General features: G+C 51.3%; 21 protein-coding genes. 11 read left to right on the plus strand and 10 right to left on the minus strand.

Annotated elements, in window-relative coordinates; translation table 11 throughout:
- Positions 1–164: 164 nt before the first annotated feature.
- The 3 genes from betI (at position 165) to betA (ending at position 3,992) form a co-directional block, all read left to right on the plus strand.
- The gene (gene betI, locus E5C26_RS07705; protein WP_135315764.1) at positions 165–761 is read left to right on the plus strand and encodes a transcriptional regulator BetI; all 597 of its coding nucleotides are present in this window, start codon (positions 165–167) and stop codon (positions 759–761) included.
- Positions 762–781: 20 nt separating this feature from the next.
- Positions 782–2,254 carry a betaine-aldehyde dehydrogenase gene (betB, locus tag E5C26_RS07710; RefSeq protein ID WP_135315765.1) on the plus strand — a complete coding sequence of 491 codons (1,473 nt, stop codon included), beginning with the start codon at positions 782–784 and terminating at the stop codon, positions 2,252–2,254.
- 70 nt (positions 2,255–2,324) lie between these two features.
- Complete coding sequence (betA, locus tag E5C26_RS07715; protein ID WP_135315766.1) at positions 2,325–3,992, plus strand: choline dehydrogenase; 1,668 nt, start codon at positions 2,325–2,327, stop codon at positions 3,990–3,992.
- A gap of 94 nt (positions 3,993–4,086) precedes the next feature.
- Here betA and E5C26_RS07720 read toward each other — a convergent pair whose 3' ends face one another.
- The 3 genes from E5C26_RS07720 to E5C26_RS07730 all read right to left on the minus strand — a co-directional run bounded on the left by E5C26_RS07720 (position 4,087) and on the right by E5C26_RS07730 (position 7,209).
- Positions 4,087–5,709: an FMN-binding glutamate synthase family protein gene (locus E5C26_RS07720; RefSeq protein ID WP_135315767.1), complete on the minus strand. Its 1,623-nt coding sequence runs from the start codon at positions 5,707–5,709 to the stop codon at positions 4,087–4,089.
- 170 nt (positions 5,710–5,879) lie between these two features.
- Positions 5,880–6,470, minus strand: a complete 591-nt coding sequence (locus E5C26_RS07725; protein ID WP_061807054.1) for a LuxR family transcriptional regulator — start codon at positions 6,468–6,470, stop codon at positions 5,880–5,882.
- Positions 6,471–6,492: 22 nt separating this feature from the next.
- The gene (locus E5C26_RS07730) at positions 6,493–7,209 is read right to left on the minus strand and encodes an EAL domain-containing protein (RefSeq protein WP_135315768.1); all 717 of its coding nucleotides are present in this window, start codon (positions 7,207–7,209) and stop codon (positions 6,493–6,495) included.
- Between the two features lie 515 nt (positions 7,210–7,724).
- On the opposite strand from E5C26_RS07730, the gene E5C26_RS07735 reads away from it, so the two are divergent.
- The 4 genes from E5C26_RS07735 to E5C26_RS07750 are packed head-to-tail and all read left to right on the plus strand — an operon-like array spanning position 7,725 to position 12,689.
- Positions 7,725–8,264: a fimbrial protein gene (locus E5C26_RS07735; RefSeq protein ID WP_135315769.1), complete on the plus strand. Its 540-nt coding sequence runs from the start codon at positions 7,725–7,727 to the stop codon at positions 8,262–8,264.
- Positions 8,265–8,313: 49 nt separating this feature from the next.
- Positions 8,314–9,000, plus strand: coding sequence for a fimbrial biogenesis chaperone (locus tag E5C26_RS07740; protein WP_135315770.1), 687 nt, complete (start codon positions 8,314–8,316; stop codon positions 8,998–9,000).
- Between the two features lie 12 nt (positions 9,001–9,012).
- Positions 9,013–11,607 carry a fimbria/pilus outer membrane usher protein gene (locus E5C26_RS07745; RefSeq protein ID WP_135315771.1) on the plus strand — a complete coding sequence of 865 codons (2,595 nt, stop codon included), beginning with the start codon at positions 9,013–9,015 and terminating at the stop codon, positions 11,605–11,607.
- Positions 11,608–11,615: 8 nt separating this feature from the next.
- Positions 11,616–12,689 (plus strand): fimbrial protein, encoded by a 1,074-nt coding sequence (locus E5C26_RS07750; RefSeq protein ID WP_135315772.1) that lies wholly within the window; start codon positions 11,616–11,618, stop codon positions 12,687–12,689.
- Between the two features lie 87 nt (positions 12,690–12,776).
- Here E5C26_RS07750 and E5C26_RS07755 read toward each other — a convergent pair whose 3' ends face one another.
- Positions 12,777–13,232, minus strand: a complete 456-nt coding sequence (locus E5C26_RS07755; protein ID WP_135315773.1) for a helix-turn-helix domain-containing protein — start codon at positions 13,230–13,232, stop codon at positions 12,777–12,779.
- Positions 13,233–13,857: 625 nt separating this feature from the next.
- Between E5C26_RS07755 and E5C26_RS07760 the strand changes: the two genes are divergently transcribed.
- Positions 13,858–17,061 carry a DUF4214 domain-containing protein gene (locus E5C26_RS07760; protein WP_135315774.1) on the plus strand — a complete coding sequence of 1,068 codons (3,204 nt, stop codon included), beginning with the start codon at positions 13,858–13,860 and terminating at the stop codon, positions 17,059–17,061.
- A 61-nt stretch (positions 17,062–17,122) separates the two neighbouring features.
- On the opposite strand, the gene mqo is transcribed toward E5C26_RS07760, so the two are convergent.
- Complete coding sequence (gene mqo, locus E5C26_RS07765) at positions 17,123–18,700, minus strand: malate dehydrogenase (quinone) (RefSeq protein ID WP_135315775.1); 1,578 nt, start codon at positions 18,698–18,700, stop codon at positions 17,123–17,125.
- A 434-nt stretch (positions 18,701–19,134) separates the two neighbouring features.
- Entirely contained in the window at positions 19,135–19,974 is an 840-nt protein-coding gene (locus tag E5C26_RS07770) for an NmrA family NAD(P)-binding protein (RefSeq protein WP_135315776.1), read from the minus strand.
- 93 nt (positions 19,975–20,067) lie between these two features.
- Here E5C26_RS07770 and E5C26_RS07775 point away from each other — a divergent pair, with 93 nt between their 5' ends.
- Positions 20,068–20,694 carry a TetR/AcrR family transcriptional regulator gene (locus E5C26_RS07775; RefSeq protein WP_240775923.1) on the plus strand — a complete coding sequence of 209 codons (627 nt, stop codon included), beginning with the start codon at positions 20,068–20,070 and terminating at the stop codon, positions 20,692–20,694.
- Positions 20,695–20,705: 11 nt separating this feature from the next.
- Here the strand turns inward: E5C26_RS07775 and E5C26_RS07780 are convergent, their stop codons facing one another.
- From E5C26_RS07780 to E5C26_RS07795, 4 genes are all read right to left on the minus strand, one after another.
- Positions 20,706–21,263: a GNAT family N-acetyltransferase gene (locus tag E5C26_RS07780; RefSeq protein WP_135315777.1), complete on the minus strand. Its 558-nt coding sequence runs from the start codon at positions 21,261–21,263 to the stop codon at positions 20,706–20,708.
- A 10-nt stretch (positions 21,264–21,273) separates the two neighbouring features.
- Positions 21,274–21,657, minus strand: coding sequence for a hypothetical protein (locus E5C26_RS07785; RefSeq protein WP_135315778.1), 384 nt, complete (start codon positions 21,655–21,657; stop codon positions 21,274–21,276).
- Positions 21,658–21,789: 132 nt separating this feature from the next.
- Positions 21,790–22,497 carry a glutathione S-transferase N-terminal domain-containing protein gene (locus tag E5C26_RS07790; RefSeq protein ID WP_135315779.1) on the minus strand — a complete coding sequence of 236 codons (708 nt, stop codon included), beginning with the start codon at positions 22,495–22,497 and terminating at the stop codon, positions 21,790–21,792.
- A 63-nt stretch (positions 22,498–22,560) separates the two neighbouring features.
- Complete coding sequence (locus tag E5C26_RS07795; RefSeq protein WP_135315780.1) at positions 22,561–23,244, minus strand: ArsR/SmtB family transcription factor; 684 nt, start codon at positions 23,242–23,244, stop codon at positions 22,561–22,563.
- Positions 23,245–23,325: 81 nt separating this feature from the next.
- Between E5C26_RS07795 and E5C26_RS07800 the strand changes: the two genes are divergently transcribed.
- Both E5C26_RS07800 and E5C26_RS07805 read left to right on the plus strand, forming a co-directional pair.
- On the plus strand, positions 23,326–24,393 hold the full coding sequence (locus E5C26_RS07800; protein WP_135315781.1) for a cytochrome P450: 1,068 nt from the start codon (positions 23,326–23,328) through the stop codon (positions 24,391–24,393).
- Positions 24,390–24,737, plus strand: coding sequence for an antibiotic biosynthesis monooxygenase family protein (locus tag E5C26_RS07805; protein ID WP_135315782.1), 348 nt, complete (start codon positions 24,390–24,392; stop codon positions 24,735–24,737). The genes E5C26_RS07800 and E5C26_RS07805 overlap by 4 nt, the downstream gene beginning before the upstream one ends.
- The last annotated feature ends 26 nt before the right edge of the window (positions 24,738–24,763 follow it).

The following is a 24,763-nucleotide window of genomic DNA, read 5'->3' on the forward strand; positions in this document are numbered from 1 at the left end:
TACATATTTGTAACCAATCGGCAATAAAATATATGCAATTTTTATTGAACGTTCAATCAAAAAAAAGTTTAATAGTTGCCATGAAGACCAAGTTCAGCAGGCGGAAAGACGGTGAAATCCCGCCGCTGAGACGAGGCCGAAATCGGTTTTGTGAGAGTCGAATTATGCCAAAGGTAGGAATGCAGCCGATCAGAAGGCAGCAGTTGATAGATGCCACACTGGCCGCGGTAAATGAAGTTGGAATGCATGACGCCACCATCGCACAGATAGCGCGCCGGGCGGGGGTTTCCAACGGCATCATCAGCCACTATTTCAAGGATAAGAATGGCCTGCTGGAAGCCACGATGCGCTATTTGATTAGCCATCTGGGCGAGGCGGTGAAACTAAGGCTGCAGGCGCTGAGCGACCACAGCCCGGCATCACGGCTGCAGGCGATCGTCGCCGGTAACTTCGACGACAGCCAGATCAACAGTGCGGCGATGAAAACCTGGCTGGCCTTTTGGGCCAGCAGTCTGCATCAGCCACAGTTGAATCGGTTGCAGCAGGTGAACGGCCGCCGATTGTATTCCAACCTGTGCGCCGAATTTAGCCGGGTGCTGCCGCAGGCGCAGGCACGGCTGGCGGCCAAAGGCTTGGCGGCGTTGATCGACGGCCTGTGGCTGCGCAGCGCGTTGCGCGGTGCGGCATTTAATCAGGCGCAGGCGCTAGCACTCACTACCGATTACATTACGTTTCAACTCCGGGGGCACACGCCACCCTGAGGACAACCCAAGGAGAACCTATGTCCCGTTTTGGCTTACAGAAGCTCTATATTAATGGCGCCTATGTAGACAGTACCGATGGAAAAACCTTCAACGCAGTGAACCCGGCAAACGGCGAAGTGCTTGCCGAAATCCAGTCCGCCAGCGCTGAAGACGTCAACCGTGCGGTGGCCAGCGCAGCCAGCGGACAAAAGGTGTGGGCGGCGATGACGGCAATGGCGCGTTCTCGCATTTTACGTCGTGCAGTGGATATCCTGCGCGAACGTAACGACGAACTGGCCGCGCTGGAAACGCTGGATACCGGCAAGGCGATGTCGGAAACCACGGCAGTAGATATTGTCACCGGTGCTGACGTGCTGGAGTATTACGCTGGCCTGATCCCATCCATCGAGGGGCAGCAGATCCCGCTGCGCGATAGCTCCTTTGTTTATACCCGCCGCGAGCCCCTGGGTGTGGTGGCCGGTATCGGTGCCTGGAACTACCCGATTCAAATCGCCTTATGGAAGTCGGCTCCTGCACTGGCGGCAGGCAACGCCATGATCTTCAAACCGAGCGAAGTGACTTCTTTGACGGCGCTGAAGCTGGCGGAGATCTACACCGAAGCCGGTCTGCCGGACGGCGTATTCAACGTGGTCACTGGCAGCGGCGCAGAAGTGGGCCAGTACCTGACCGATCATCCTGGTATCGCCAAGGTGTCGTTCACCGGCGGGGTGAAAACCGGCAAGAAAGTGATGGCTAACGCTTCCGGCTCGACGCTCAAAGAAGTCACCATGGAACTGGGTGGGAAATCGCCGCTGATTATCTTTGACGACGCTGATTTGGATCGCGCCGCCGATATCGCCATGATGGCCAACTTCTACAGCTCCGGTCAGGTGTGTACCAACGGCACCCGCGTATTTGTTCCCGCCGCGTTGCAGGCACAGTTTGAGGCGAAAATCCTTGAACGGGTTAAACGCATTCGTCTGGGAGACCCTACCGATCCGCAAACCAACTTTGGCCCGTTGGTCAGCTTTGCGCATATGGAGTCGGTGCTGCGCTTTATCGAAAGCGGCAAGAACAGCGGCGCACGTCTGTTGTGTGGCGGCGAACGTGTCACTAAAGGTGAATTCGCCAAGGGGGCTTATGTGGCCCCGACGGTGTTTACCGATTGCCGTGACGAGATGGAAATTGTGCGTGAAGAGATCTTCGGGCCGGTGATGAGCATCCTCAGCTATCAAAGTGAAGACGAAGTGGTGCGCCGCGCCAACGACACCACCTTCGGCCTGGCCGCCGGAGTGGTCACTAACGATCTGACCCGTGCCCACCGGGTTATCCATCAACTGGAAGCCGGCATTTGCTGGATTAATACCTGGGGTGAATCGGCGGCAGAAATGCCGGTCGGTGGTTACAAGCAATCCGGCGTCGGCCGCGAGAATGGCCTCGGTACGCTGGAACACTACACCCAAATTAAGTCGATTCAGGTCGAGCTGGGTGAATACACCTCGGTATTTTAACTATCCCCGCTTTTTCTTTCTTTCGCCTGGCGCGTTCGCGTCAGGCGCATTGCCTATCAGGAGATAATCGATGGAATACGATTACATCATTATCGGGGCCGGCTCGGCCGGTAACGTATTAGCCACCCGTTTGACCGAAGACGCTGACGTCAGCGTGTTGCTGCTGGAAGCCGGCGGCCCGGACTATCGGATGGATTTTCGCACTCAGATGCCGGCGGCGTTGGCCTTCCCGCTGCAGGGCCGCCGTTACAACTGGGCGTATGAAACCGACCCTGAGCCGCACATGAACCATCGCCGCATGGAATGTGGCCGTGGCAAGGGACTGGGCGGTTCTTCGCTGATAAACGGCATGTGCTACATCCGCGGCAACGCGATGGATTTCGATAACTGGGCGAAGGCACCGGGTCTGGAAGACTGGAGCTACCTGGACTGCCTGCCGTATTTCCGCAAGGCAGAAACTCGCGATATCGGGCCGAACGATTTTCACGGCGGCGATGGCCCGGTCAGCGTTACCACACCAAAAGCCGGTAACAACGAATTATTCCACGCGATGGTGGAGGCTGGCGTACAGGCGGGCTACCCGCGTACCGAAGATCTGAACGGCTACCAGCAGGAAGGCTTCGGCCCAATGGATCGCACCGTCACGCCGAAAGGCCGTCGTGCCAGCACCGCTCGCGGTTATCTGGATCAGGCACGATCTCGCCCTAATTTGAAGATTGTGACCCATGCGCTGACCGATCGTATTCGCTTCGACGGCAAGCGTGCGGTCGGTGTTGATTATTTGCAGGGTGAGAGCAACCAGATCATCAGCGCGGGTGCACGCCGAGAAGTGCTGTTGTGTGCGGGGGCGATTGCCTCGCCACAGATCCTGCAGCGTTCCGGCGTGGGGCCGGCCGCCTTACTGAACCGTCTGGATATTGATCTGGTGCACGAACTGCCGGGGGTGGGGGAGAACCTGCAAGACCACCTGGAAATGTACCTGCAGTACGCCTGTAAAAAACCGGTGTCGTTGTACCCGGCGTTGCAATGGTTTAACCAACCGAAAATCGGTGCGGAGTGGCTGTTCAACGGCAGCGGTATTGGTGCCAGCAACCAGTTTGAAGCCGGTGGTTTTATCCGCAGCCGTGAAGAGTTCGCCTGGCCGAACATTCAGTATCATTTCCTGCCGGTAGCGATTAACTACAACGGCAGCAATGCGGTGAAAGAGCACGGTTTCCAGGCACACGTCGGTTCGATGCGCTCCCCGAGCCGCGGCCGGGTGCAGGTCAAATCCAAAGATCCGCGTCAGCACCCGAGCATCCTGTTCAACTATATGGCGACCGAGCAGGACTGGCAGGAGTTCCGCGATGCTATCCGTATCACGCGTGAAATCATGGCGCAGCCGGCGCTGGATGAATACCGCGGTCGCGAAATCAGTCCGGGGCCGCAAGTGCAGACCGACGAACAGTTGGACGCTTTTGTGCGTGAGCATGCCGAAACCGCCTTCCATCCTTCCTGCTCATGCAAAATGGGCGAAGACGAAATGGCAGTGGTGGATGGGCAGGGCCGGGTGCACGGCATGGAAGGGTTGCGGGTGGTGGATGCGTCAATTATGCCGTTGATCATTACCGGTAATCTGAATGCCACCACCATCATGATCGCCGAGAAAATCGCCGACCGGATCCGCCAGCGCACGCCGTTGCCGCGCAGCACCGCTGAATATTACGTGGCCGGTGACGCCCCGGCGCGTAAGCAATAGCCCACATGTTCTCTCGCCGCTAAGGGGGAGGGCTGCTGTAGCAAGCAACCCCCTCTCCAAAGTCCTTCCCTGAGGCGAGAGGACAATCCACCGCTTAAACCGGCAGGGCGATCGCTTGATCGAAACTGTTTGGTGTCGCCATGCGCCACATGCGCGCATAGAAATCGCTTTCAATCTCTTTTTGCAACAGTGCCCCAGGTTTCAGGTAGTAATAGATGTCGGCATAGACCTTGATTTCCGTCGAGGTAATGCGGCGCAGCATATGGTGTGAAGTCAGCTGTTCCGGACGGCTGACCCCGGCTGCCGCCAACATTTCCGCCAGCGCTTTTACCGTGTTCTGGTGGAAATGGTAGACGCGCTCTGCCTTGTTTGGCACCACCAGCGCTTTCTGGCGCAGCGGATCCTGGGTGGCGACGCCGGTCGGGCAGTGGTTGGTATGGCAACTCTGCGATTGTATGCAGCCTACGGCGAACATAAAGCCGCGCGCTGAATTCACCCAATCGGCACCCAGTACCAATACGCTGGCGATGTCGAAGGCGCTGATAATCTTGCCGCTGGCACCGATTTTGATTTGGTCACGCAATCCGCAGCCAACCAGCGTGTTATGCACGAACAACAGCCCTTCGCGCAGTGGCATGCCCATATAGTTGGACAATTCGAGCGGTGCCGCTCCGGTGCCGCCTTCTTTACCGTCCACCACGATAAAGTCCGGTAATATTTGGGTCTGCAACATGGCCTTGGCGATGGCGACAAACTCCCAGGGGTGGCCGATGCACAGCTTGAAGCCCACGGGTTTGCCACCTGACAGCTCGCGCAACTGCTGGATGAAGTGCATCATTTCCACCGGGGTGCTGAAGGCGCTGTGTGAGGCCGGTGAAATACAGTCGACGCCTTCTGGTACACCGCGCGTCGCGGCAATTTCCGCATCCACTTTTTTCGCCGGCAGAATGCCACCATGGCCTGGTTTGGCACCCTGACTGAGTTTGATTTCAATCATTTTGACCTGCGGGTTTTTAGCCTGCTCGGCAAAGCGCTGTGGATCAAAATGACCATCGTCCGTGCGGCAACCAAAGTAGCCGCTGCCCAGTTCCCACACCAGATCGCCACCGTTCTCACGATGGTAGCGGCTGATGCTGCCTTCACCGGTATCATGGTAGAAATTGCCCTTTGCCGCGCCCAGATTGAGGGCACGAATGGCATTAGCCGACAGCGCGCCGAAACTCATGGCCGAGATATTGAAAATAGAAGCGGAGTAGGGTTGGCTGCAGCCGGGGCCGCCGATCGCCACGCGGAAGCTGGTCGGATCGGATACCGCTACCGGGCACATGGAATGGCCGATGCATTCGTAGCCGGTTTGATACACGTCCAACTGAGTGCCAAAGGGTTTGTCACCCATCTCGTTTTTAGCGCGACGATAGACCAGTGTGCGTTGAGTGCGGGAGAACGGGATCTGCGCGTTATCTTCTTCCAATAAATACTGGCGTATTTCCGGGCGGATAAATTCGAAGAAGAAGCGCAGGCGGCCAATGATCGGGTAGTTGCGGCAGATGGCGTGGCGCTGTTGAGTTAAATCGTAAATACCCAATGCGCTCAGTGCCCCAAAAATGATCGCCGGCAGCCAAAACCAGGGCCGGTGCGGCAACAGTGCCAAAGATATCAGCGTCAGCAAGATGCTCAACACAAAGCAGGTATAACGGCTGAATAAGGATGACTTCATAACATCTCCTGATGTTTTTTTAATCCAGACAGATGACTCACGGGAAAATTCCGTGGCGGGATCTTAACCAATGGGTAGGAGTGTTATGTGACTGTTGCTGCTTTATCGTTACTTGTTACATTAATTTAACGTGACCGCGAGGCGTCAGGCCGCCGGGACGGCCTGACGGATCACTTGCTGGCGACGAAGATGGTACTCATGCTGCGCAAACGCAGTTTTTTCATCGCACTGTATTTCTGAGAGAAAATGGTTTTGGGGTGAGTGCCGCGCTTTTGGGCAATGTGCAACAGGCTATCGCCACGCAGCAAATTGAAAATAACGTCACTTTCTGCTGGGCTTAGCTCCCGGGTTTTCTGCATTTTTATCCCGCCGGGCTCTTTGCTTTCCAGCAGATTTTGTATTTTTTCCTGTAGCGAATAAAGTGGGATGCGCGTAGAGACCAGCTCAACGGAAATCCCCAAAATCGACAACAGTTTTACTACGCGCTCGTCATCATAAAACACCAGCAGGCGTGTTTTGGAATTGTATTGCTGATGCAAAGACACCAGGCTTTCGATGACATTGACGCTTTGCTCCAGATTCTGTGAGGTGAAAATCAGCGCGATATCGTGCTTGATGATCTTCTCTGCCTTAGCCCCGCCGTGCATAAAATCTGAAAACAGTCTGATATCGTACTTGCCGTAATGTTTTTTCAGTAATACCGAAAGGCCGACATAGCTGTACTTACACTCACTAATAACAAGGACATTGTTTTTAGACATAATGGCAAACACCCATAATGAGTTAAAAGTATTCAGCTGTAAGAAGCGAACTCAAATCCTTGATGTCGGATTCCTTCCACAGCTTTCCCTGCAGTGCGTAATATGGCATTTCGTCCAGCCACTTTTTATGTTCGGGAGTTTCTACTCCTTCGATAATCACCTTGTAATGGTTAAGGTGAAAAAAACGCAATAAAGCGCGCATTAAACCGTCGCCGCCGGACTTTTTCATAAAGTCCCATAACAAAAAGCGGTCGAGTTTAACGAAGCGGAACTGGCTGTTATACAACGCGGAGAAACCCGCATAGCCAGAACCAAAATCATCAAGCCAAAAAGAATAACTCTTTAGAGAGGGATCGCCATGGACACGATCCTTTACCAGTCGGGTTGAGTTTTCACTGATTTCGAAATGAATACAGCGAGTGGCATTAATTCTTTCCGCAAAATGGCTATTAGCCAAAGATCTCAGAGAATGATCGTCCACATTTAATGTGGCTATAACCTGATTCTCACGAAACCAGTGATTATATTTCTCTATCAGACTGACCTGCTCTAACAGAATCTCAATTCGGGTGGCGCTATCGGCAGTGCGAAAGAACTGTTCAGGAGAAAAATGCGCATATTCACTATTAAAAGTGAATCGTGACAGGCACTCAACGGCCAGCAATTGTCCAGATTTTGCGAACATTGGCTGGAAAACATAATTAATTCCGTTATTTTGCTCTCTAAAAGAACTGCGCATTCCTCAATCCCTTGATTGATATACAACCGTATGTTTTATAACGAAAATAAAATAAAATAAGCCTATTTATGGGTAAATATCTTATTAAATGCAGCGAAGATGAGTGATGCTGCTCATTGACCGTTAAACGCGTCAATCGTCGCGAATTCCAAACCGCTCAAAAGGTTACAAAATGTAAATATTTAGAATAATATGCTGTTAATCAGCCCTTAAGGCAAAATGTCCAACTGCATGGCTTTCCCAAACACAGATTATTCCTATTCGATTGAATCGTCAACATCGATCGATAGGTATTTGTTGATAGTTTATTCCTATCAAGAGGGGGGTTATGAATGTTTTAAACGATTTAACAATAAGAATACGCTTAGTCTATATTTCGTCCGGCAATGGGTTCATCGAGGCAACATTCCTTTTAAGCAAGGAGTGCTATCGCTGAGTGTATGCTCAGTGCCGGGTCGGTATATATTCATCTGTCACTGAATCGATTATTTTATTGTTTTTCTATGGAGCTGGAAATGAAAAAAGTATTATTGCCTTTGGCCGCGCTGGTATTGTCTGTAACTGCTTCCAACGCAATGGCAGCAAATGGCACCGTTAAATTCACCGGTGAAATCAAACAGTCTACCTGCCAGGTAACTAGCGATACTCAAAATAAAGAAGTTTATTTGGGTACCTACCCAACTTCTGCTTTCGCAAATGTTGGTGATAAATCTGCATCTAAAGCTTTCCAGATCTCTCTGGAAAAATGTGACGCGGGCGATTACAGCTTGCGTTTCGACGGTAATACCGTTGCTGGCAACCCAGACCTGCTGTCCGTAAGCAACGTTGGCGGCACCGGCACTGCAGCTACCGGCGTAGGTATCGAAATCACTGACAACACCGGCAAGCCTTTTGCTATCGGCGACGGTTCTAACATCAATGACGATGTAGCTAAAGTTAGCGTTGATGCAGCCGGTACCGCGACCTTCAACCTGCAGGCTCGTTACCGTTCATTCGCTGGTGTGACCGCTGGTCTGGCAAACGCCACCAGCCCGTTCACCATCGAATACAAATAATTGATCTTTTAGGACACAAACGGCCAAGGATGGCCCGTAGAGGAAACCGATGAAAAAGTTCTTTGCCGCTCTGTTGATGCTGGGCACTTTTAGCAGCTACGCCGGGATCCAGGTAGATTCCACCCGCGTAATATATAAAGGCACAGACAAATCTGCCTCACTACCAATCCATAATGATGCTGCTGAAGCTTATATGGTGCAAACCTGGCTGGATACCGGTGACAGAAATCAGGTGCCGAAGAATCTGCCAATCGTAGTTGTCCCGCCAATTTTGAAACTGGACGCGACTAAAACGGCCATTTTACGTTTTATTTATTCTGGCACTGGCTTCCCACAGGATAAAGAAACTCTGCTCTGGATTAACGTGCAGGAAATTCCGCCGGCACCGAAGCAGGCCAATGTGCTTCAGGTTGCAGTGCGTACCCGAATTAAACTTTTTTATCGCCCTGTAACGTTAAAAACGACGCTGGACGAGCAAGTGCAGAAATTACGCTGGCAGCGCGAAGGTTCACGTTTGCAGGTGTTTAACGATGGCCCACTGCATATTACCTTTGGGGCGCTGCATTTGAAAAACAGCGCGGGCAAGAACGTGGATGTGGACGCCAATATGGTGAATCCAGGCGATCGCCTTGCAATTAGCATCCCGGCTGGCGTCAGCGTGAGTAACAAAATTTCCTTCAGTTATATCAATGATTTTGGCGGTAGAACGGAAGTCAAGGACGTTCCAGTACAATAAGAGAGACAGGGAATGGCACATCAACGAAAAGTAGCATGCGGAACGACACGGCTGACACAGTTAATCCGGATTGCAATCATTGCCGCTGCCGCGCCGATGGTATGGAGTGAAGCGGCGCTGGCAGAATTTAACATGTCGTTTGTACACGGCAATGAAAATCTGAGTAATGCCGAAGCTGTTGCTCAGGGGGATGCTTTGCAACCGGGCGTCTATCCATTTGATATTTATGTCAACCTGACTCAGGTCGATCATAAAGATGTTACTTTTCGACAGGTAAAAGGGCAGGCTGCGTCTCAGCCCTGCCTGAAAGTTGAAGATCTGCTGAATTACGGCGTGAAACTGCCGCAAACTCTGCCGGCAGGCAGCTGTGTAGATTTACCGGCACTGATTAAGGACGCCACCGTCAGCTATGATGCTGGGGTGCAGCAAATCAATATTTCTGTGCCGCAGACCATGATGGATTTGAGCGCCATAGGTGCAATTCCGCCAAGTATGTACGATGAAGGCATCAATGCCCTGTTCGCCAACTATACCTTCAATTACAACAAGAACAGTTATCGCAAAGATGATGCAGATGATAGCGAATATACTTTCCTGTCGCTGAACAGTGGTCTGAATCTGGGCAGATGGCGCTTGCGCAATAACTCCACTTTGGATAAGCAGAGCGGTAGCAGCGCTAACTGGACGAATCTATCGTCCTGGGCAGAGACCGATATAGCGCCGTGGCGCAGCCGTTTGATTATGGGGCAGGCCAGCACCAACAATAATGTGTTTGGCAGCTTCCAGTTCCGCGGGGTCCAACTTTCCAGCGTAGATGATATGTTGCCAGACAGCTTGCGCGGTTATGCGCCGGTAGTTCGTGGCATTGCGGCGACTAACGCCCGCGTAGAGATCCGCCAGAACGGTTACATTATCTACAGCACCAACGTGGCGCCGGGTCCTTTTGAGATCCATGACGTTTATCCGCACACCAACAACGGTGACCTGATTGTCACCGTCAATGAAGCCGATGGTTCACATAAAACCTTCAGCGTTGCCTATTCTTCCGTGGCGAATATGCTGCGTGAGGGTATTTGGAATTTCCAGGTGACTGCCGGTAAGTACCACAACGGTAACGGGGGTTATCAGCCTAATTTGATTCAGGGTACGCTGGCACGTGGTTTAAACTATGGCCTGACCCCTTTTGGCGGCATCGTAATGGCTGAACACTATCGCTCCGCCGCCCTGGGTATGGGTAAAAGCCTGGGATCCTGGGGGGCAGTGTCGATTGACGGTTCTATCTCTGATACCGAACTGGCCAACGGCGATCGTAAGCAAGGCCAGAGCTTCCGTTTCCTGTATTCCAAGTCACTGAACCAGATGGGGACTAACTTCCAACTGGCGGGTTACCGCTATGCGACATCCGGTTATTACGATCTCAGCGATGCTGTTGCGGAACGTAATCGCTGGCGCAATGGTGTTTATGCCAATGACTACTGGGATCCGAATGATTTGCAGCCGGGCCAGCCATCCTGGAGTAACAACCAGAAGCGCACCCGTTACACCGCGCGTTACGGTAACAAACGTGAACGTGTCGAATTGTCGCTCAGCCAGCAACTGTGGGCAGGTGCCAGCCTGTATGCCAACGTCAGCCATCAGAACTATTGGGGCGTTTCCGGTAACGATCGTACCATTCAGATGGGTTATAACGACGGTTACAAACGTATTTCCTATGGTGTTTATCTGCAGGATACCCGTGGGCAGTATGGTTATTCCGATCGCAGCGTGAACTTTACCGTTTCGGTCCCACTGGATTGGGGGCAGAACAACAATTCAACGACCGCCAACTTCACTGCGGCGCACAGCAAACAGAGTGGCGACAGCTATTCCACCGGTATCAGCGGTACCCTGCTGGACGACCGTCGTATGAACTACTCGGTTTCTACCGGGCATACCCAGTCCTCGGGTCAGAGCAGTAACCTGAATCTGGGTTACAGCAGCAGTATTGGTAACATCGATGGTAGTTATGCATACAGCAATAACTATCGTCAGGCTGGCGTGGGCCTGTCCGGCGGCCTGCTGGTGCACTCTGGGGGCGCAACCTTGACGCAACCGCTGCAGAATACCATTTTGCTGGTAGAGGCCAAGGATGCCAAAGGCGTGCGGCTGGAAAACCAACCGGGCGTGACGATTGACCGTTTCGGTTATGCCGTGGTGCCGTCAGCTAACCCGTATCGCTACAACTACGTTGCGTTGCGTACCGAAGATTTCGGGCCTGGGCTTGATGTGCCGATCGCCAGTAAGCAAGTTGTTCCGACGGAAAAATCGGTAGTGAAAGTGACCTTCGATACCTTTAAAGGGGTGAGCCTGCTGATCCACGCGCGTCTGGGGGATGACAATTTCCCAGCCATTGGCGCCAGTGTCTTCAATGAAGATGGCCGTAACAGTGGTACCGTGGGTCTGAATGGCGACACCTATGTTTCCGGTGTTAAACCGGGTGAAAAACTGACGATTAAATGGGGCCCGAAAGCCGATCAGCAGTGCGTACTGCCGATCCCAGCCAGTGTGGGTAATCAACAAACTGCTATGGGATATCAGGAACTGACCCTGCAATGCCAAAAACTTTAAGGTGCACCATGAGCTTAAGTAAATTCGGACGAAATACACTTCTGTCACTGGTGGGATTGGCAGGGTTGGCGATGGCGCAACAGGCAGCAGCCATGCAGTGCCGCTTCGGCAACTCGACCAGTTCCAGCCGACCGACCGGCAGCGTCACGCAGGATATCGACGTCGGCCGCCCGATCGTGTTGGCTGCCAGCGACTTTGTTAAAGGTAATTTGATCTGGCGTTCGCAACCCTTCACCTCCACCTTTACCTGCTGGGATACCGATGGTTACCCGCAGGGGGAACACGCCTATATTTATTGGAATCCGCAAAACGCCTTCGGTGGGCTGGACAAGTCACTGGAAATTGGGGTTTCGATCAACGGACGTGACTATGACGCCATCAACCTCAAGCAGAGCTCTAACCGGCCAACCGGCCCTGACCTCGGCCCGGGTACCGTTCGTACCAATGGCAGAAATAAGGCGGCCCCTCAGGCAGTCACCGCGAGTTATTCGGTGTACATCAGAGCTACCGGGGTTAAACCGCCTGCGGGTAATTTTGCGCCATTGGCACGGGCTTCATTGTTCCAGATTGACGGTGAGTTGGGGCTGAATGCCACCAAAGACAGTAACTTTAACGCCTATATTAAAGGTCTGGACAAGATACGGGTAATCCAGTGCAATCCACAGATCAGCGTATTGGCAAATAATGGCGCGAGCGTTGATTTTGGTGTGCTTAGCACCACCAGCGCTAAGACGGGGGTCATTGCCAAGCAGGTGCCGTTTGATATTAAAGCTACTTTGAACGGGGGAGAGTGTGCAGGGCAGTCGCTGCAGGCCAGCTTCAGCAGCACCAATGCGGATCCGTCGGACAACACGCAGATCTTGCCAACGACCAAACCGGGGGTCGCTATTTTCCTGACCCAGCAGCGTGATACCAGCAAGAAGCCGCTTCCTTTGCAGACCAACGTGGATTTTGGCGGTGTATTGCAAGATAAGCAGAACGAAGTGTCGGAAACCTTTATTGCTAACCTGAAATGGCTGACTAATACGCCGACACCAGGGGTGTTCAATGCCACAGCGAATGTAGACGTCACCTTTAAATAAACATTGCTGCAATAAAAAATGCCGCCCCTTTTCAAACACCAGCATGGTGATTAAAAGGGGCGGCATTTTTCTATCTCAAGGAGGAGGTTACTGTCCCATCCAATTACCACATTTACCGTCCAGACACTTACTTGCATACCACAGATGCACACCCGGCGACTCGTGGCGATGTCCGTTCAGCGGCTCGATAGCCTGTGGGCGCATTTCAGCGACGTCCCAACGCGTAGTACGGCGATACACCGCCGGCGTTTTACCGAACTGTTTTTTAAACGCGCGCGAAAATGACGGTTGGGAATCAAAATGGAACTGCAGGGCGATATCGAGAATAGGGCGCGGGCTTGAACGCAACGCCTGTGCCGCCTGCGAAAGACGACGCTCGCGGATATAGCTGCCCAGTGCGTGGCCGGTGGTGCTGCGGAACATCCTTTGCAAGTGCCATTTGGAGTAGCCTGACTTGGCTGCCACGTTATCTAACAGCAAGGGTTGTTCCAGATGATTTTCAATCCAGTCCAGCAAATCGTGAATGATATTGACGCGATCCATGTTTGAGTTCTCCCGCAGTACGACATTCAGGTCAGTGTAGGTAAGGGTAATTATCCAAGTTTGTTCTTTGATAATAGATGATGCTTAGGGTTTTGCAAGCACAATCTTGTTAATTTTGTAAGACATATTTCTATGTATATCCCTGTACTGCCATAAAAAGTTAGAGCCATAAGATAAGCGTGTTTATTTTGGTTACTCGCTGATTAATTAGGATATATATCACTTAAATAATATCTCAATTGTTAATAATTTCATTTTAAATTATATCAATTTTTATTTTATTCGTCTTCTTGACATATCTAAGTTATTAACCTGTTATTAATGGGTGTTATTACAATTAGTTTTTATGATTTTTTTAACTTAATGTTTTATATGTGTTTTTTAAATATCATGGGTAGGCGATGGAGGCAGTGGCAAGCATTCATTCCTTCGTATTGCGTTCTCGCGATTCAAGCCAAATCCATTGAATTTGTAGTTGCAGCCGTTAGGGCTCAGTTTGAAAAAAGACCCTGAGCCGTGCCTGGGGTTTCACAACAACGGCAGTATCTTGCCGCAATACATTACTTTACTTGTGGAAAGTTAATAAAGTTGTAATAACGATTTTCTAAAATAATCTGGGGGAATTATGGCTTCACTAGCATATCAAAAGATGGTCGCCACTTTTTATTATGGTATTCTTGGCGTTAAATCAAGTATTTACGAAATTGACCAGGTGGGCGCTCAAGTGGAGCGAGGTGAACTCACCGCGACTGGGCTGGCGAGAAAATTACTCGACTCGGAAATTGGGCATGAAATGTACGATGGGTATTCTAATAGCTCAGTGATCACTGCAATTGCTCGATCTATTTTTGGTAGTACTTCTGGTGATCAGCCAGACTACACTAATTTATATTCGCTACCATTGGACGAGGCTCTTGCGAAATTAATGTCTTACATTAATATGTATAAGACAGGTGAAGCTGTAACAGGCAGCCATTATTCAGCAAAAGCAAAGGTTGATAAGGTTGTTAATGAAATACTTTATCCAACGGTGAATCAGGCAGCTGGTGCGCATGGTGCTCAGGATGTCTTTTCACTTTATTATGTTATAGGTTCTGTTGCTGTTGCTAATGGGATCAGCTTTTGGGGGGATGTGCTAAATAGTGGAAAGATGACCTTAGAACAGGTCGCTCAAAAATTCATTTACGATAGAGCCTATCTCACCGTTCTGGATAACACTCAGTTTATCGAGCGGCTATTTATGCAAGGATTTAAAAGAGAGCCAAGTCAAAGTGAATTGACCAAGTATTTGCATGAGTTGGAACATGGGAGCCGAAGAGGTGATATACTTGTCGATATTATTAACTCTTTACGGGATCCTGTCACACCTGCAGACCAAGCTGCTAAAGATAAGTTTATAGCTAATACAACAGTATTTCACAAGCAGGGTGAGCTACCCGCATTAAATTATCAAGAGCAGGTATCAGCGTTATATTTGGCTATACCGCACAGAAGTATTGACTCCGGTGGTCTGGATAACTGGAGTAAATATCTTGAAAAAGGTCGGAGCTATAAAGATCTGGCAGAGTTGTTACTAGGGTCTGCCGAGTTTATGCGTAAAGGGGCACAGCTTAATGGCAATGAATTTATACAACATATTTTTAAAGAGTTACATGGACGTAATGCTACTGCCAGCGAATTAAGTCATTATGCAGGCTTGGGGGCGAAAAATGATATTGCCATTGCGATCATTTTGGACTTAAGAAATAACGCAGCGATTGATAATGAGGGTAGCATAGCTCAGCACGCTTTTGAACGAGATATTGGTACCAGCCTGATGTATGAAACCGCTATCGTATTAGGGAGGGACAATACAAGTACGGTTAACTCTGGCGTAAAACATGTTCTAAGCAATGCCGAAATTGCTGTGCTTACAAATGTCACTATAGATCCTAATCAGTTTGATGGTAGCACTAATGACCTTTCTTTTGCCGACCACCTAAAATATTTAACCATTAACAGCATCGGGGCTTATGATGTTGCGGCTGGCACGGTTAAACTTTCGACCAATGGTATGAGCGAGGGGGTAACTATCAATAGTGGCATGTCTTCGCTTAATTTCTATGGAAGTAATGGCGGTGACTACTTCAACGACTACGCCTTACATTATTTTGGCGTCGCGCACTATAGATTCGGTGCAGGAGATGATGTCCTGTACTGGGGTGGAAATGCCTCAAGCATGCGCGCTACTTTTAATAGCATAGAAGGTTCTGTTTATTTCGATGGGGGGGCTGGTAATAATATAATTTCAGCAAACTATATTGATAAAGTCATTACCATCTATTTCAACGGCATCAGCCGACATACCGAAATTTCATCTCACGTTGAGTTTTATAAAAACTTCCAACAGATAGAGCTGGATGGCTATCTCGGCGGGGTTTTTTACCGTGCTCAATATGAACCAGGAGGTCAAATATATAATCAAAGTCAGCTCACGGACCTCTTTGGCGGGGTGTTAGATATGGGGGTTCTGACGGGAAATGCATCATTAGATTTTATCGATACTCCAGGTGCAGTCACACAGGCCGCTAAGAGTACTGCACTTGGTGAGAAAGGTTTTGTTGTGGGCAGCAGAGCCGCTTATTACACATCGAAAACGGGGGTGCTACCGACGAAAATACCTGAGGATGCCTACATGAGTGATACAGGCGTTCGTATTATTAATATACAAAGTTCAAAAATGGCTTATCTGGAGGTGCAAGGGAATGGGCAGGATCGCAGAGATACCACCACATTCTCATTTATGTCTGATGTAACTGAAAAATTTGATATTAAGTTTAATGCATCTTCTTCTGTATTAGTTGACGCGGGTTATATTGGTGTAAAGAGTCAACAAAGTGATGGCCCAGGTGGAGTGGGGTTGAAAACGATTAATATCGACTCGTCAGGATTTGGAGAGTTTGCCAACAAATTGGGATTGCATGATACGAGTTCAAAAATAAGCAACACTGATAGGTATTTTCCAGGAAAATTACAGGTAGAAACGGTGAATATCACTGGTGACCATAAAATGTTGTTAACTTTGAAAGAAGGCTATAAGACGGTGCATACTATCGATGCTACCAATAATAGTGCTGGGGTTAAAATTGACAGTGGTGTGACAGGAGGTACAGGTAACGGAGCTGTGGTGAATTTGCTTCATTCACTATCGCTAACCGGTGACGATTTGGTTTTGTGGGATGGTGTGCTGAATAACCTGGGATTGAACGGTGAACTGCTTAACATCAAAGGTACTCAGACGGATGATCTGTTCATGTTGACGAATAATACTACGGTGACGGGCGGGGGCGGGCGAGATACCTTCCAGCTTAAATCCAGCTCTGCTACTGCAGGTATTACAATCAATGATTTCCAAGCGAAGCAGGATATTATCCTGGATACAATCAGAGACGATTACTACTTAAGTAAGGTAACGCTGATCTCCAATAACAGCAGTAATACTAAGGTGGCGGATTACGGTGTCGGCAATGATGCCGATGTGGTTAGCCAACTGGCGGGGATAGCGGGGAATGTCGTTGGTGGGGCTCTGGGTTTGTTGAAGGCGTTATTGCACCTTGATACAGGGCTAAGCAGTAAAGTAGGGATTGCATCCATTGAACATGGCAATGGTAAATCGGACAGCTTTTTGATTATCGACAGAAATGGTAATCAGCAATTGGACGATCAGGATGGTGTGGTACTGCTTAAGGATCAAACTCATAATGATTTAATAAACAGTTTGTTCTTTAAAACAGATGTCAATGTAACCCCAAGGATACAAGACACACATTATGACGAGTTATTTAGTTAAGTTCGGTCAGTAATTCATGTCAAGAAAAAGGCCGCTTTGCGGCCTTTTTCTTTCGGGAAGATCAGTTGGTTTCCGGCTTCACTTCGATATAGTCCAACTGCAACACGCTGCTGGTGTAGCCACGGATCTTGTTGGTCATTTCAATATCGCCGTTCAGCTTGTGGCCGTAAGACGGAATGATCTCTTTCAGCTTGCTCTGCCATTCCGGCGTCGCCACTTTATCTTTGAACACGGTTTCCATCAGGTGCAGCATGATCGGTGCGGCAGTAGAGGCGCCCGGTGACGCACCCAGCAAGGCGGCAATGCTGCCGTCTTTAGCGCTGACCACTTCGGTACCGAACTGCAGCAGGCCACCTTTTTCATCGTCTTTCTTGATGATTTGCACACGTTGGCCGGCAGTCCACAGCTTCCAGTCCGCCTGTTTGGCTTCAGGGAAATACTCTTTCAGCGCGGCGAAACGATCGTCGTCGTTCATCATCAACTGACCCACCAGGTATTTCACCAGGTCGAAGTTATCCAGACCGACGTGAGTCATTGGCATCAGGTTGGAGGTGCTCAGGGAATGCAGCAGATCGAACAGTGAACCGTTTTTCAGGAACTTGCCGGAGAAGGTAGCGAACGGCCCGAACAGCAGGACGCGTTTGCCATCCAGCATGCGGGTATCCAGGTGCGGAACCGACATCGGTGGCGAGCCTACGCTGGCCAGACCATAAACCTTGGCCAGATGCTGGTTAGCGATTTCCGGGTTGGTGGTCACCAGGAACTGACCGCCGACCGGGAAGGCGCCGTAACCTTCGGCTTCAGGGATGCCGGTTTTTTGCAGCAGCGTCAGAGAAGCACCACCTGCGCCGATAAACACGAACTTGGCGTTAACGGTGGTTTCTTTGCCGTCACGGTTCAGATCGGCCACGGTTACGCGCCAGGTATTGTCGTCGTTGCGTTTGATATCGCGCACTTCATGGCTCAGGTTCAGCTTGAAGTTTGGATTTTTGGTCAGCGTATCCACCAACTGGTGGGTGATCACGCCAAAGTTAACGTCGGTACCCAGTGGCATGCGGGTGGCGGCAATTTTTTGCTTAGGATCGCGACCGTCCATGACCAGCGGTGCCCACTGTTTAATCTGGTTGGCGTCCTCTGAGTACTCCATACCACGGAACAGGGTGCTGTGTTGCAGTGCCGCATAGCGTTTGCGCAGGAAGTTGACGTTATCGTCACCCCAGACAAAGCTCATGTGCGGCACGCTGTTAATAAAGGATTTTGGATCTTTCAGGACGTTATTTTTAACCTGATAAGACCAGAATTGACGAGAGATTTCAAAAGACTCGTTCACCACCACGGCTTTACTGATATCGATGCTGCCGTCTTTTTTTTCTGGGGTGTAGTTCATTTCGGCGAAGGCGGAATGGCCGGTACCGGCGTTATTCCAGCCGTTGGAGCTTTCTTCCGCTACGCCATTCATGCGTTCGTACATGTCGATGGACCAGTTTGGCTCCAGCTCATGCAGGTAAGTCCCCAAAGTGGCGCTCATGATGCCGCCGCCGATCAGAACCACATCAACGGTCTTATTCTCTTCTGCAGCTGCCTGTTGCGTGACGCCAAACAGGTTCAGACAGAAAATCAGGACGAGTAATTTTCTCATTAATTCAAATCTCTTGTGTGTAAATTCTACTCATTGCAGGTGAAAGAATTTATCGGGAGCTACCCTGGAAATAAGTGGAATCAACCCGCCCGGCAAAACCGAATTGCAGTGATAATGTCTTTTTGTTAATCATTTTTTTAACGAAAAGTGGATTATTACAGGCTGCCTGGGGACAGATTGTTCAACTCTGGTTACTGAGGGGATATTATTGTTTGCAATATTGTTAAAAACTACTTTTGTAATTAAAAAAAGCGGATTAAAGGCAGGAATAATTCATTTGTTATTTTTATTTAAATATAACCGCTATATTTGCAGGGTTTAATTGCCGCTGAATTAAACGATATTCCGTTATCACACAATATTTATGGAATAATGACAATCGGCATTCAGTAACAAAAAGAAAATGGCCGCCGTGCAGGGCGACCATTAATCGATCAACGCGCTTGCCAAACTCCGCTGGGGAGGGTGTCGGCAATGTAAGTGCTGAAATCGCGCGGTGCACGCCCGAGGCCACGCTGGACATCATTGGTCAATGACGCGTTGCGTCCGTCCAGCACGGTGCTGAACAGATACTCTAGCAGCGTGACCATTTCCGCCGGCAGCTGTGCCTCGCGCAGGTATCCGACGTAATCGGCTACCGGCACCTGCTGATAGTGGATCTCACGCCCAGTGGCGGCGGTAATCTCGCCAATGGCCTGTTCAAAGGTCATCAGACGCGGGCCGGTCAATTCATAATGGGTATTGCTGTGGCCGGGTTGGGTGAGGGCGGCAACCGCAACATCGGCAATATCTTCCGCATCAATAAAAGGTTCGGGGATCTCGCCCGGTGGCAAATAGACTGCGCCGTTCAGTAATTCATCAAGAATAAAACTCTCGCTGAAGTTTTGCATAAACCAACTGGCGCGCAATATCGTCCAGTCTGCCCCACTGCGTTCAACCACCTCTTCCGCCTGACGGGCCTCGTCTTCGCCGCGTCCACTGAGTAACACTATTTTTTGCACGCCGCCAGTGACCGCCTGCCGGCAAAAACGCTCAACGATTTCGGTGGCGCCCGGTACTGCCAGGTCGGGTTGAAAGCTGAGATAAACTTTTTCCACATCCTGCAAGGCAGGTTGCCAGGTGGTGCTGTCCTGCCAGTCGAAAGGAATGGCGGCACTACGATGTCCGGCCCGTACCGGTATGCCCTGCTGTTGCAAACGTGCTGCCACACGGCTACCGGTTTTTCCCGTAGCGCCTAAAACCAGAATAGGTGAACCCTTTTCGTTGCTGTTCATAGTGCCGCTCCAAATGTGAGTGTTACTCATGTTTTGTAAATATGATAAACCCTCGTATTATTGTCAAGGCGGTTTTTGTTCAAAGGACGATGCATGATGAATGATAAGCAAAAAAATATTGCCGCCCTGCGGCGTAAACCCAGCCAGACGCGTAGCCGTGAGAAGGTGAAGCTGATCCTGGACTGCGCAACTGCGCTGATAGCCCAGCAGGGCAGTGACGCGATGCGTATGAGCGAAGTGGCGCAAAATGCCGGCATTTCGATTGGCGCGCTGTACCAGTACTTCCCGGATAAAAGCGCTATCGTGCGCGTGCTGGCGCAACGCTATAACCAGGAGGCGCGTGAATGCATCGAGCAAGGCTTGATTCAGGTGCAGACGTTACCGCAGTTGATCGAGGCTTTTAACTGCCTGATTGACGAATATTACGCCTTGTTTATGGCTGAGCCGGTGATGCGAGATATCTGGGCGGCGACCCAGGCCAACAAAACGCTGCGTGAAGAAGAAGTGGCAGAAAGCCGGTTGAACGGGGCATTGCTGGCGACGGCCATACGCCGGTTACGGCCGCAGTCAGACCCGACGGCGGTGGAAAGCGCCGCTTTCCTGTTGATGCATTTGGGGGAGGCGACGATGCGACTGGCGGTGAGTACCGATCCTGATGAGGGCCGTGCTCTGGTGGCGAGTTATAAGCAAATGGCGGCCAAGATGCTGGCTGATGCCTAAACGGTTTCTCGTTACCGGGTTTGACGCCACTCTTCATTCAGCAGGGCATAAATCAATTCGTCGCCCCATTCGCCGTTGAAACGATCGTTTTGCCGCAGGTGCGCCTCTTTACGCATTCCCAGGCGTTCGACCACGCCAATTGAACCCTGGTTGGCGGCATCAAGGCGGGCAAATATGCGGTGAAAACCCGATTCGGCAAACCCGCGATCCAGGACCGATTTTACGGCTTCCGCGGCATAGCCCTTTCCGGCGTAAGCCGGGTTGAAGATGTAGCCAATCTCCCCTTGTAATGCTGCGCCATTGGCCAGTTTCAGCAACACTTCACCGATCAGTTTCCCGCCGTCTTTCAAGGTAACGGCACAATAAAGAATGTCGCCGTCCTCACTGAAGCGCGAAGCCATTGCCTGGGTAAACAGGGAGGCCAACTGCGCATCGTCCGGTGTGGGGGCGTACAGATAACGATAGACCTCCGGCAAGCGATGATAATCCGCATAAGTATCGAAATCGGCAGGCGTAAAGCGGCGCAGTCGCAGACGTTCGGTGGTCAAGGGCAGGGTAATCAAATTCAAAAGCAGATCCTTATTTTTTGGCCGGCTCACACTGGTTTTTCAACAGGCTGGGAAACAGCTTTTGTGCTGTGGGGCCATCGGTCGAAATGCTGAGCGCGGTAACCTTTAACTCATTGCGTAGCGTGGCGCTATTTACCTGAATACCGTTGATCACTGTGATGAATGTTTTGCCGAAGTTGTCGCGGGTAGTGATTGCCGCCAGCCGCTGTGCTGCCTGCGGTTGCAGCTCGACGTTTAGCTGCACCAAGCCGGGATTCAGCGAGTCTTTGAGCTTAATACTTAACTGACTGAAATCACAGCCAGAATCAAAGTTGAGTTGTATCGGGGAAGCCGCCAGGGCAGAAGTCGCAACAAGCAATGAACTGATTAGCATAAACAAGCGGAATAACGCCATGAAGAGTCCTTCTCAAAAGCGAAAGTGTTCTTCAATATAGCAGTTGCCTGTTGTTTATAAATATCTCCCTGATTCATCGCTTGAATACTCAGGGGAAAAAAGGATAGCCGGGTGGCTATCCCAGTTTACCCATTATTCGCTGCGGGCCGGAATATTCAGGCCGCGTTGTACTGCCGGGCGGGCCAGACCGCGCTCCAGCCATTGTCCCACCAGCGGGAAGCTGTCGAACTCGACCAACTCACGCGCTTCGTAAAAGCCAATCAGGTTACGGACCCAGCCCAGCAATGAAATGTCGGCGATGCTGTAATCCTGCCCCATGATCCAGTCACGGCCTTCAAGCCGGGTTTCCAGCACGCCGAGCAGGCGTTTGGATTCATTTTTATAACGTTCCAGCGGGCGTTTATCCTCATATTCGCGACCGGCGAATTTGTGGAAGAAGCCGAGCTGACCGAACATCGGGCCTACCGCCGCCATCTGGAAAAACACCCACTGGATGGTTTCGTAGCGCAGAGCGGGATCCTGCGGCAGGAACTTGCCGCTTTTTTCCGCCAGATACAGCAGGATAGCGCCGGATTCAAACAGCGCCAGCGGCTTACCGCCCGGGCCGTTAGGATCGATGATCGAGGGGATCTTGCCGTTCGGGTTCAGTGACAGAAATTCGGGCGTCCAGGTTTCGTTGTTGCCGATATCGATCAGGTGTGGCTCATAAGCCAGACCGATTTCTTCCAGCATGATAGAGACCTTGACCCCGTTTGGCGTAGGCAGAGAGTAAAGCTGCAGCCTTTCCGGGTGCTGCGCAGGCCAGCGTTTGACAATCGGGAATTGGGTTTGGTCGAGCATGACGAGTCCTCGGGTTGACGGTTTGCCTAGTGAGTATTGCAGCAAAACTAACGCGGCGCAGGGTTAAAGTGTGAGACCAAAATGTGCTGTCAGCGCTTTTTTACCGGCGGCGGTGAGCTGCAATTCACGGCTTTCAAGCTGGCGCCTGATCCAACCGCGATCGATAAAGGCATTGAGCACCGCGGCACCCAGTGCGCCGCCGAGATGGGCCTTGCGTTCGCTCCAGTCCAGACAGCCGCAGGCGAAACGCCGCCTTGAACGCGCCGCAGAACAATCGATGCCTAACCGGGTTAAGGCGGCGCGGCCAGTGTCAGTCAACTGGTAGTCTTCTTCGCCTTCCAGCCAGGCAAGCTGGTGCAGGCGGTCATGCAGTTTTACCGCGATCTCTCCGGCCATATGGTCATAACAGGTACGGGCGAATTGCAGTGAAGTCGGAGTACTGCTTTTCACCACCGGTGTTTCGACCCCGGCCAGCGCCATCAGCGTTTCCAGCGCGGCGGCTACCTCCGGGCCGGTCAGGCGGAAATAGCGATAGCGCCCTTGTTTGACGCAGACGATCAACCGTTGTTCTTGCAGGCGTGCCAAATGCCCGCTGGCGGTCGAGGCGGCTACGTCCACCACCGCGCTCAGTTCGGTGGCGGTATAGGCACGGCCATCCATCAGCAGGCACAACATGCGTGCCCGCGTACGGTCGGCAATGGCGGCGGTCAGCGCCGTCAGGCGATCTTCAATATCGATGTTATCCATACTTCGAGGTTAGACGAAGTATGACTGTAGTGCCAGCGTTAGGATGTGCTTTCACACCGGCTTGGCTTGATGGAGAGCATCATGACAGTTTGTCCTTATACCCGCGCTATCGCAGCCGTCACCGCTGACGACCCGCTCGCTGATTATTTGCAGATGATGCCGATGGCGTTTCAGCCGAGTTTGCCGTGTTGGGTCGCGGCTTCCCCGGCGGCTGTCCGTGAGATTTTGCACAGTAGCGATTTTGGGGTGCGCCCAGCACATGAACCTATTCCTGCTGTGTTGTTGAATACGCCTGCACAGCCTATTTTTGGTGCTCTGGTACGCATGCAGGATGGTGAACAACATCTCAAACTCAAAGCGGCTGTCCTGCAGACGTTAGCTGCTTTTGATGCAGCTCGGATCGAGAACAGCGCATTGGCCGTAGCGCAAGAATTGATGCCTTTGGCACCGACTGACGCCAATAAGATCACCCGTTTTAACTATGCTCTGCCGGTGTGTGTTATCGCTTCACTGCTGGGTGTTCCTGCGGATGAGTGGTCGGAGTTAGTCGATGATATTCTGGATTTTTCCCGCTGCATTGCGCCTGGTGGCAGTGAGCAGCAGGTGGCAAGAGGGATCCTGGCCGCGGAGCGTTTAACGGCACGTATTGAGGGTTGTAGTGGCCCGTTATGGCTGAGTTTGCAGCATTCATGCGCGATGCAAGGTCTTGATCGTCAGGTGGCAATCGCCAATGCCATTGGCTTGATGTTTCAGGCGTGTGAAGGCACAGCCGGCTTAATCGGCCAGGCTTTGCTGCTGATGCGCAACCATGCGGAAAGCGCGCAGCAATTGATTGATAAAGTCTTGTCTGACACGCCATCGATTCAGAATTCCCGCCGTTTTGCGCTACGAGATACGCAGGTGGCGGGATGCCCGATATTGGCTGGGCAGAGCGTTTTGGTCTTGTTGTGTACGGGGGCCGAAAGCTTTGCTTTTGGTGAGGGTGTACATCGCTGCCCGGGGGCGGATTGGGCGAGAATTATCGCGCGGTGTGGCATTCAGCGTTTATCAGCATTGGGTCTTGATCTGCAACTGCTGCACAACGCCCGTTGGCGGGCTTCGCAAAATGCACGTGTACCTGAATTTACTTCTGACAGGAGCTCACTATGATTGCGGTAATTTTTGAATTGCAGGCCGCCGACGGCCAGCGAGAAACCTATCTTGAGTTGGCGGCTGAATTGAAGCCGCTGTTGGCAGAGATCGACGGGTTTATTTCCATTGAGCGTTTCCAAAGCCTGGCCGATCCGCAGCGGTTATTGTCGCTGTCTTTTTGGCGTGATGAGGCGGCGGTGCAGCAGTGGCGCAATATCGAGCAACACCGCGCCGCCCAAAAGCGTGGCCGCCATGACGTGTTGGCACAGTATCGCCTGCGGGTGGCGGAAGTGGTGCGTGACTATGGCCTGGATCAGCGGGAACAGGCGCCGCAGGACAGCCGTGGCTATCACGCGGGTTAAGCCCGCTTTTACACGGGCTATCAGGG

Source organism: Serratia proteamaculans, from assembly GCF_004684015.1.
Classification (GTDB): domain Bacteria; phylum Pseudomonadota; class Gammaproteobacteria; order Enterobacterales; family Enterobacteriaceae; genus Serratia; species Serratia proteamaculans_F.

What these genes read in the sequence shown, in the direction of transcription:
- betI (WP_135315764.1), top strand. Translation starts at nt 165, where the DNA reads ATGCCAAAGGTAGGAATGCAGCCGATCAGAAGGCAGCAGTTGATAGAT.
- betB (WP_135315765.1), top strand. Translation starts at nt 782, where the DNA reads ATGTCCCGTTTTGGCTTACAGAAGCTCTATATTAATGGCGCCTATGTA.
- betA (WP_135315766.1), top strand. Translation starts at nt 2,325, where the DNA reads ATGGAATACGATTACATCATTATCGGGGCCGGCTCGGCCGGTAACGTA.
- E5C26_RS07720 (WP_135315767.1), bottom strand. Translation starts at nt 5,709, where the DNA reads ATGAAGTCATCCTTATTCAGCCGTTATACCTGCTTTGTGTTGAGCATC.
- E5C26_RS07725 (WP_061807054.1), bottom strand. Translation starts at nt 6,470, where the DNA reads ATGTCTAAAAACAATGTCCTTGTTATTAGTGAGTGTAAGTACAGCTAT.
- E5C26_RS07730 (WP_135315768.1), bottom strand. Translation starts at nt 7,209, where the DNA reads ATGCGCAGTTCTTTTAGAGAGCAAAATAACGGAATTAATTATGTTTTC.
- E5C26_RS07735 (WP_135315769.1), top strand. Translation starts at nt 7,725, where the DNA reads ATGAAAAAAGTATTATTGCCTTTGGCCGCGCTGGTATTGTCTGTAACT.
- E5C26_RS07740 (WP_135315770.1), top strand. Translation starts at nt 8,314, where the DNA reads ATGAAAAAGTTCTTTGCCGCTCTGTTGATGCTGGGCACTTTTAGCAGC.
- E5C26_RS07745 (WP_135315771.1), top strand. Translation starts at nt 9,013, where the DNA reads ATGGCACATCAACGAAAAGTAGCATGCGGAACGACACGGCTGACACAG.
- E5C26_RS07750 (WP_135315772.1), top strand. Translation starts at nt 11,616, where the DNA reads ATGAGCTTAAGTAAATTCGGACGAAATACACTTCTGTCACTGGTGGGA.
- E5C26_RS07755 (WP_135315773.1), bottom strand. Translation starts at nt 13,232, where the DNA reads ATGGATCGCGTCAATATCATTCACGATTTGCTGGACTGGATTGAAAAT.
- E5C26_RS07760 (WP_135315774.1), top strand. Translation starts at nt 13,858, where the DNA reads ATGGCTTCACTAGCATATCAAAAGATGGTCGCCACTTTTTATTATGGT.
- mqo (WP_135315775.1), bottom strand. Translation starts at nt 18,700, where the DNA reads ATGAGAAAATTACTCGTCCTGATTTTCTGTCTGAACCTGTTTGGCGTC.
- E5C26_RS07770 (WP_135315776.1), bottom strand. Translation starts at nt 19,974, where the DNA reads ATGAACAGCAACGAAAAGGGTTCACCTATTCTGGTTTTAGGCGCTACG.
- E5C26_RS07775 (WP_240775923.1), top strand. Translation starts at nt 20,068, where the DNA reads ATGATGAATGATAAGCAAAAAAATATTGCCGCCCTGCGGCGTAAACCC.
- E5C26_RS07785 (WP_135315778.1), bottom strand. Translation starts at nt 21,657, where the DNA reads ATGGCGTTATTCCGCTTGTTTATGCTAATCAGTTCATTGCTTGTTGCG.
- E5C26_RS07790 (WP_135315779.1), bottom strand. Translation starts at nt 22,497, where the DNA reads ATGCTCGACCAAACCCAATTCCCGATTGTCAAACGCTGGCCTGCGCAG.
- E5C26_RS07795 (WP_135315780.1), bottom strand. Translation starts at nt 23,244, where the DNA reads ATGGATAACATCGATATTGAAGATCGCCTGACGGCGCTGACCGCCGCC.
- E5C26_RS07800 (WP_135315781.1), top strand. Translation starts at nt 23,326, where the DNA reads ATGACAGTTTGTCCTTATACCCGCGCTATCGCAGCCGTCACCGCTGAC.
- E5C26_RS07805 (WP_135315782.1), top strand. Translation starts at nt 24,390, where the DNA reads ATGATTGCGGTAATTTTTGAATTGCAGGCCGCCGACGGCCAGCGAGAA.